Origin of the sequence: Actinomadura fibrosa (assembly GCF_900659615.1) — a bacterium.
Lineage (GTDB): Bacteria > Actinomycetota > Actinomycetes > Streptosporangiales > Streptosporangiaceae > Spirillospora > Spirillospora fibrosa.
This window is the reverse complement of record NZ_CAACUY010000358.1, coordinates 1-7,120: the sequence shown is the minus strand read 5'-3', so window position 1 is coordinate 7,120 and position 7,120 is coordinate 1. Positions and strand designations below refer to the sequence as shown.

9 protein-coding genes are annotated in these 7,120 nt (G+C 76.6%); 8 read left to right on the top strand and 1 reads right to left on the bottom strand.

What is annotated here, in order from left to right; genetic code table 11:
- The 4 genes from E1300_RS50925 to E1300_RS46010 all read left to right on the top strand — a co-directional run.
- Nucleotides 1-488: hypothetical protein (locus E1300_RS50925; RefSeq protein ID WP_207400364.1), on the top strand; the 488-nt coding region annotated here is incomplete at its 5' end.
- Nucleotides 485-1,285 (top strand): SDR family oxidoreductase, encoded by an 801-nt coding sequence (locus tag E1300_RS46020; RefSeq protein ID WP_207400363.1) that lies wholly within the window; start codon nt 485-487, stop codon nt 1,283-1,285. The genes E1300_RS50925 and E1300_RS46020, both read left to right, overlap by 4 nt.
- A gap of 41 nt (nt 1,286-1,326) precedes the next feature.
- Nucleotides 1,327-2,022, top strand: a complete 696-nt coding sequence (locus tag E1300_RS46015) for an SDR family oxidoreductase (protein WP_131763576.1) — start codon at nt 1,327-1,329, stop codon at nt 2,020-2,022.
- Nucleotides 2,019-3,119, top strand: coding sequence for an LLM class F420-dependent oxidoreductase (locus E1300_RS46010; RefSeq protein ID WP_131763575.1), 1,101 nt, complete (start codon nt 2,019-2,021; stop codon nt 3,117-3,119). The genes E1300_RS46015 and E1300_RS46010 overlap by 4 nt, the downstream gene beginning before the upstream one ends.
- Here the strand turns inward: E1300_RS46010 and E1300_RS46005 are convergent.
- On the bottom strand, nt 3,061-4,233 hold the full coding sequence (locus tag E1300_RS46005; protein WP_165503301.1) for a nucleotide disphospho-sugar-binding domain-containing protein: 1,173 nt from the start codon (nt 4,231-4,233) through the stop codon (nt 3,061-3,063). The two genes, E1300_RS46010 and E1300_RS46005, sit on opposite strands and share 59 nt — an antisense overlap.
- Before the next feature lie 250 nt (nt 4,234-4,483).
- Here E1300_RS46005 and E1300_RS46000 point away from each other — a divergent pair, with 250 nt between their 5' ends.
- The 4 genes from E1300_RS46000 to E1300_RS45985 all read left to right on the top strand — a co-directional run.
- Entirely contained in the window at nt 4,484-5,602 is a 1,119-nt protein-coding gene (locus tag E1300_RS46000; protein WP_207400362.1) for a beta-ketoacyl-[acyl-carrier-protein] synthase family protein, read from the top strand.
- Complete coding sequence (locus E1300_RS50920) at nt 5,599-6,684, top strand: beta-ketoacyl synthase N-terminal-like domain-containing protein (protein ID WP_165503300.1); 1,086 nt, start codon at nt 5,599-5,601, stop codon at nt 6,682-6,684. Before E1300_RS46000 ends, E1300_RS50920 begins: the two co-directional genes overlap by 4 nt.
- On the top strand, nt 6,681-6,950 hold the full coding sequence (locus E1300_RS45990; protein ID WP_131763577.1) for an acyl carrier protein: 270 nt from the start codon (nt 6,681-6,683) through the stop codon (nt 6,948-6,950). Before E1300_RS50920 ends, E1300_RS45990 begins: the two co-directional genes overlap by 4 nt.
- Nucleotides 6,950-7,120 (top strand): SDR family NAD(P)-dependent oxidoreductase (locus E1300_RS45985; protein WP_131763572.1); only part of this gene is annotated, 171 nt, incomplete at its 3' end. The genes E1300_RS45990 and E1300_RS45985, both read left to right, overlap by 1 nt.

Sequence of the window (7,120 nt, the reverse complement as noted above, 5' to 3'; positions counted from 1 at the left end):
TAGGCGCTGACCGAGCCCATGACCTCGCGGCCGAGGACCGGCTCCCGCCCGAGGAGCCCGGGCACGAGCACAGCGACGAGGGCGCGGTGACGCTGGTGTGCGAGGACGCCGACCGCGTCCCCGCCGGCACCGCGGTGCGCGGCTACTGCGAGACCGCCGCCGGGTTCGTCGGGCCGGACCGTCCCGCCGGGCCCGTGCTGGAGCGCCTGTGGGCCGCGGTCGCGGACGGGGAGCGGCACCTGCCCGTCCAGGCCGTCCTGGACGACTCGCCGCTCGGCGAGCGGATCGCGGACTGGCTGAAGCAGCGCGCGCCCGGCGCGGCGATCGTCCGGGCGCCGGCCGGGTGCCTGACGCCCGTCGAGTGGGTGGCGCGGCTGCTCGGCGACGCGGGCGTGGTCCTGACCGCCGCCGCCGAAGGCAACATCGCCCTCTGCCGGGTGACACCGCCCACGCAGCCCGCTGGGCCTACGGAAAGGAACCGACAGTGACGCTGGTCTCCCTGCGGGGTTCGTGGTCCCTGATCCTGGGCGTCTCGGGCGGGATGGGCGCGGCGATCGCGCGCGCCCTCGCCGCCGAGGGCGGCAACGTCATCGGCGTGCACTTCGACCGCGCCGCCGGCCGCGAGCAGGCGGACAAGCTCGCCGCGGAGCTGCGCGACGCGGGCGTCCAGGCGCACTTCCGCAACCTCAACGTCGCGGCGCCCGCCACCCGGGAGGCGGTGGTGGCCGGGGCCGCCGAGCTCACCGGCGGCGCCGGGCTGCGGGTCCTGGTGCACTCGGTGGCGTTCGGGTCGCTGCTGCCGTTCCTGCCGTCCGGCGAGTCGACCAGGACGATCACCGACCGGCAGATGGCGATGACCCTGGACGTGATGGCGCACAGCCTCGTCTACTGGGTGCAGGACCTGCACGCGGCGGGCCTGCTCCCGCGCGGCGCGAAGGTCTTCGGGCTCACCAGCGCGGGCAGCGTCAACGTGGTGCCGAGCTACGGCGCCGTGTCCGCCGCCAAGTCGGCGCTGGAGTCGCACGTGCGGCAGCTCGCGGTGGAGCTGGCGCCCGCGGGCGTCGCGGTCAACGCGCTGCGGGCCGGCACCACGCTCACGCCCGCGCTCGACAAGATCCCCGGCAGCGCCGGGTACGCCGAGCAGTGCCGCGCCCGGAACCCGCACGGGCGGCTGACCGAGACGTCCGACGTGGGGGAGGCGGTCGCGCTGCTGTCGGCGTCCGACTCGTCGTGGATCACCGGGAACGTCATCGGCGTCGACGGCGGCGAGCTGATCGTCGCCTGAGCGGTCCCCGCCTCCAAGGGGGGCCTCGAAGGGAGCAGGGCATGGCCCTAGTGCTGGTCACCGGCGATCCCGCCGGGGGCGGCGGCGCGCTCGTGCCGCACCTGGTCGCGGCGGGCCACGACGTCGCCTTCGCCCACCGCGCCGGTGCCGCGGCGGCCGCGGCCGAGATCGCGGCGAAGGCCGCGGCGAGCGGGGGCCGCGTGTTCGCCCGGGAGGCGGCCGCCACCGACGAGGCGGCCGTGCGCGGTCTCGTCCGGGAGGCCGAGGAGGAGGCCGGGCCGCTGGCCGCGGTCGTCGCCTGCGCCTGGGACCCCGGACCGGCGGCCGACCCGGCGGCCCCGGCCGACGCGACCGGGATCGGGCCCGGCACGGAGCACTGGGCCGCCGCGATGGAAGGCCTGGACGGCGTCTACCACGCCTGCCGCACGGTGATCTTCTCGTTCGTGCGGCGCCGCGGCGGGCGGGTCGTCGCGGTGACGCCGGCCGCCGGCCTGGACGGCGACCCGGACCGGCCGCTGGAGTCGGCCGCCGCGTCGGGCGTCGTGGGGTTCGTCAAGTCGGTCGCCAAGGAGTACGCCGGGTACGGGATCACCGCCAACGTGGTCGCCGCGCCGTCCGCGCCCGCGGACGCCCCGGACACGGCCCGCATCGCGGACACGGTCGTCTTCCTCGTCTCGGACGCGGCGTCCGCGCTCACCGGCCAGGTGCTGCGCGCCGGGGCGGGACCCGCCGCGTGAGGCTCGGCGTCAACCTCGGATACCTGCGGCCGGGCCGCCGCCCGGAGGACGTGCTGCGCGTCGCGGCGGAGGCGGACCGGCTCGGCTACGCGACCGGCTGGGTCGGGGAGGCGACCGGATCGGACGCGGTGTCGCTGCTGGCCTGGCTGGCCGCCGGCACCGCACGGCTCGACCTCGGCGCCGGGGTGATGCAGATCCCCGCCCGCAGCCCCGCGCTGACCGCGATGACCGCCGCGACCCTCGACACGCTGTCGGGCGGCCGGTTCCGGCTCGGGCTGGGCGTGTCCGGTGGGCAGGTGTCCGAGGGCTGGCACGGCGCCCGCTTCACCGATCCGCTCGGCCGCACCCGCGAGTACGTCGAGATCGTCCGGAAGGCGCTGGCCCGCGGCCCGGTCGAGTACGCGGGGCGGCACCACACCCTGCCGCTGCCCGGCGGCCCCGGCCGCCCGCTGCGGCTGGGCATCCGCCCGCCGCGCGAGAGGATCCCGATCTACCTGGCCGCGCTCGGCCCCCGCAACCTGGAGCTCACCGGGGAGATCGCGGACGGCTGGCTGGCCCTGTTCCTCGACCCCGCGCGCGCCGCGGAGCCGCTCGCGTCGATCCGGGACGGGCGGCGCCGCGCGGGCCTCGGCATGGACGGCTTCGACGTGGCGGCCACCGTACCGCTCGCGATCGGCGGCGACGCCGACGACGGCGGGCGCCGCGTCCGCGACTTCGCCGCGCTCTACCTCGGCGGCATGGGCACCCGCGGCCAGAACTTCTACAACCGGCTCGCCGCCCGGATGGGCTACGCGGACGAGGCCCGCCGCGTCCAGGACCTCTACCTGGCGGGACGGACCCGGGCGGCGGCGCAGGCCGTCCCGCAGGGGTTCCTCGACCGGACGGCGCTGCTCGGCCCGCCCGGCCGGATCTCCGCCCGGCTGCGCGAGTACGCCGCCGCCGGCGTCACCACCCTGTGCGCCATGCCCATGACGGGGACGGCCGAGGGCGACGCCGCGGCGCTGCGCGCGCTGGCGGACGCGCACGCGTCCGCCGGCCTCAGCCCCCCGGGGAATCGGTCAGCTTCTCCAGCTCGGGCACCAGCTGGGCCGGCGTAGGCAGGCCCGCGACCTCGTCGGCGAGCCGCCGCGCCGCCGTCCGGTACGCGGGATCGTCGAGGAGGGCCGTGACCGCCTCCCCGATCGCCCGGGCGTTGTTCTGGCCGACGACCCGGCCGATGCTGCGCCCCGCGCCGACGGCGGCGAGCCGCTCGCCGAGCGCGAACCCGTCGCCCCAGCCGGGCAGGACGAGCTGCGGGACGCCGAGCGAGGCGGCGGTCAGGCAGGTCGTGGAGCCGCCGTGGTGGACGACGGCCTCGCACGAGCCGAGGAACAGCTCCAGCGGCACCGGGGCCACGACCCGGACGCAGGACGGAACCGGCCCGAGCCTCTCCTGGAACTCCGGCTCCAAGGTCAGGACCGCCTCCACGTCCGGGATCGCCGCCACCGCGTCGATGACCCGCCGGAACAGCGGGAGGCCGTTCAGGCTCGCGGTGAGCCGGCCGAAGCTCAGGCACACCCGCCGCCGCTCCGGCGGCTCCAGCACCCACGCGGGCACGGGCCCCGAGCCGTTGGCGTGCACATGCCGGACGGACCGCGCCGGCGGCGCGTCCTCGACCTGGAGCGACGGCGGGCACGGGTCCAGGATCAGCGCGGGATCGGGGAGCGCGCCGAGCCCGAGGTCCGCCATCGTCATCGGCAGCGAGCGCCGGGCCAGCCCGTCGGCCTGCCCGCTGAACACGTCGATGCCCCAGCGGTGCTGGACGACGGGCACGCCGAGCAGCCCGCCGACCATCCGCCCCGCGTACTCCAGCGGATCGGTGAGGAGCAGATCGGGCCGCCATCCGCGCGCCAGGTCCAGGTACGCCCGGACCGTGGCGCGGGCGTCGTCCACCCACACCTTGTTCAGCGCGTCCCAGTTGCCGTCGGTGCCGCGGTAGACGCCGAGCTCGATGGGACGCCGGCCCCGCACGAGGTGGCCCGCCATCTGCTCGCGGATGTAGAAGGGGGCGCCCACGGGCCACGTCGGCAGGCCCGCCCGCTCCGCCGCGGCGACCACGTCCGGATGCCCGGCCGCGAGCACCTGGTGGCCGGCGCTCTTCAGCGCCCAGGCCGTCGGGAGGATCGGGGTCAGATGGGTCGTCACCGGCGTGGTGATCAGCAGTACCCGCATGCCTCTCCTCGATTGCCATTCCCGGTCGCCCGGACTTCGGCGAAAATGCCGTCGGCAAACCCTAACAACGGTTATCGGCGAGAGGCTCGGATCGTGCGCCGGAACCGCCGCCACCGCGCGTTTCGCGGCCCCGGCGTCCCGCCGGCGAGACAGCGGGACACGCAATCCCTTTTCTCTCCCCGCGCCGCGGAATAGTGTTCGATGCGCGTTCTGACGCGCTGGAGAAGCGATGATTTGCGATATCACGGGAATGGGTGCGGTCAGCAGCATCGGAGGCGATCCGGAGGCGATATTCGGCGCGCTGTGCGCGGGCCGCGGCGGGCTGGCGGAGCTGCGCGCCTTCGACCGCGGGCGGTTCCGGGCGACCGCCGCCTACGAGATCGACGACCGGCCGGAACCCGGCGGCGACGAACCGGGCCGCGCGACCCGGTGGCTGTGCGACGCGATCCGGCAGGCCCTCGACGGCGCGGGCATGGACCACGACCTGACCGGCGTCCCGGTGCTGGTCGGGACCACGTTCCGGGAGCAGCGCTCGGTGGAGCTGTGGTGGCGCGGGCAGGCCCCGCTCGCCCCGTCCGGCCTCTACTTCGGGCCCGCACTGCGCGCGGAGTTCGGCTGCACGGTGACCTACACCCCCGCGAGCGCGTGCGCGGCCTCGCTGTACGGCATGGCGATGGCCACCGACCTCATCGCCCTCGGCCAGGCCGAGACGGTGGTCGTGGCCGGGACCGACGCCCTCACCGAGAGCGCGTTCGGGGCGATCGACCGCGTGCAGAACCGCGTCCCGCGGGCGCTGCGGCCGCTGGACCGGGACCGGAGCGGCATGCTGATGGGAGAGGGCGCCGTCGCCGTCGTCGTGCGCGCCTCCGGCGGGCACCACGGCCCCGTCGCCGGACGGGTCCGCGGCGTGGGCCTCAACTGCGACGGGCACCACGCGACGCGGCCGTCCGGGCCGAGCATCGGCCGCGCGATCCGCGACGCGCACGCCCGCGCGGGCGTGAAGGCCGGCGACATCGACCTCGTCATGCTGCACGGCACCGGCACCCCGCTGAACGACGCGACCGAGATGGCCGCGCTCGCCGAGGTCTTCGCCGGCCGCGCGACCCTGCCGTACGTCACCGCGATCAAGTCGATGACCGGCCACACCTGCGGCGGGTCAGGGCTGCTCAGCCTGGTGACGGCGCTGCTGGCGATCGGGGCGGGCCGGATCCCGCCGATCGCCGGCCTGGCGGCGCCGATCGAGGAGGCGGCCGGCTTCGGGCTGCCCATCGGCTGCGTCACCGGCGCCGAGCTGCGGACAGTGCAGATCGACGCCTTCGGCTTCGGCGGCCTGAACGCCGTCGCGGTAGTGGAGGGGGCGCCGCGGTGACGGACCTCCCGACCGTCTCGATCACCGGGATCGGTGCCTGCACCCCCTGGGGCGAGGGCGCCGCGGCGACCGGCCTGGCCGGGCTCCTGCCGGAAGACCTCGATACCGCCGCCCTGCGCCCGGACCCGGGAGGCACCGCCGGCGACGACGACCGCGGAACGCGCTACCGGGACCGTGCGTCCGACCTGGCCCTGCGCGCCGCCGGTCCGGCGCTGCGCGACGCCGGGCTCGCCGGCCTGCTCCTGGACGACCGCGACGAGGAGTTCGCGGAGGCGGTCGCGACGGTGGTGAGCACCGGGTACGGCGCGCTGGAGAACGTCTGCGCCGCGGTGGACACCATCGACCGGCACTCGTCCGCCGCGCTGAGCCCGATGACCGCGCACGCGATGTCGAGCCACGTGGTGGGGTCCTGGGTCACGATCCGGTACGGCCTGCGCGGGCCCTGCCTGACGCTGTGCGACGGCCCGCCCAGCGGCATCGACGCGCTCCACTGGGCGCGCAACCTGATCGTCATGCGCCGGGCGCGCGCGGCGCTGGTGATCGGGGTCGAACCCGACACCGCACCGGTCGCGCGGCTGCTCGGCGACGCCGCCCCTCGCTTCGACGGCGCGGCGGCCCTGATCCTCGAACCCCGGGACGCCGCACTGGCGCGCGGCGCACGCCCCTACGCCGACCTGGGCGGCTACGCGCGCCGCCCCGACCCGGCAGAAGCCGCTGCCGCCGCACTCGACACCCCAGCCGACCTATGGCTCCCCCCAGAAGCCCCGACCAGAAGCCCCGCGCCCACCACAACGCCCGAGGCGGCGTTCGGGGCGGGGGGTGGCGAGGCTGCGCGGAGCGTCGATCTCGCGGTGCGGCTTGGACGGTCCGCGGGTGCGCTCGGGGTGCTCCAGTGCGCGGTCGCCGGCCTGCTCATCGACGGCGGCGCGGCGCGGAGCGCGCTGGCGTGCTGCGGCGGCGCCGCGGACGAGGGCGCCGCGGACGGGGGCGCCGCGGCGCTCGCCCTACTCGCCCCGCCCGGTCCGGTGCCGGGGCGTGCCCATGCGATTGCAACCACCGAAGGAAGGGAACCGCCACCATGACCCAGCCCACCACCGGAGAGACCGCGCGGCTCGATGAGGCGGAGCTGCGCGCCCTGGTCGCCGACGCGCTGGAGCTGCCCGTCGCGGACGTGACCGACGACGCCGAGTTCGTCGAGGAGCTCGGCGTGGACTCGCTGATGATCATGGAGATCATGGTCCGCGTCGAGCAGCGCTACGGCGTGCAGGTCGAGGACGAGGAGTTCACCGACGTCCGCACCTTCGTCCACGTCCGCGACCTGCTGGCCGGCAAGCTCGCGGCGGCGTGATGACCGCGGACGGCGCGCGGGTCGCCCTGGTGACCGGCGGCTCGCGCGGCATCGGCGCGGCCGTGGTGGCCCGGCTGGCCGAGGACGGCTACGACGTGGCGTTTTGCTACCGCGCCGACGGCGAGGCCGCCGGGCGGACGGCGGCGGCCGCCACCGCCGCCGGCGTCCGG

Coding starts and splice junctions, on each gene's coding strand:
- E1300_RS46015 (WP_131763576.1), top strand. CDS start 1,327: ATGGCCCTAGTGCTGGTCACCGGCGATCCCGCCGGGGGCGGCGGCGCG.
- E1300_RS46005 (WP_165503301.1), bottom strand. CDS start 4,233: ATGCGGGTACTGCTGATCACCACGCCGGTGACGACCCATCTGACCCCG.
- E1300_RS46000 (WP_207400362.1), top strand. CDS start 4,484: ATGGGTGCGGTCAGCAGCATCGGAGGCGATCCGGAGGCGATATTCGGC.
- E1300_RS45990 (WP_131763577.1), top strand. CDS start 6,681: ATGACCCAGCCCACCACCGGAGAGACCGCGCGGCTCGATGAGGCGGAG.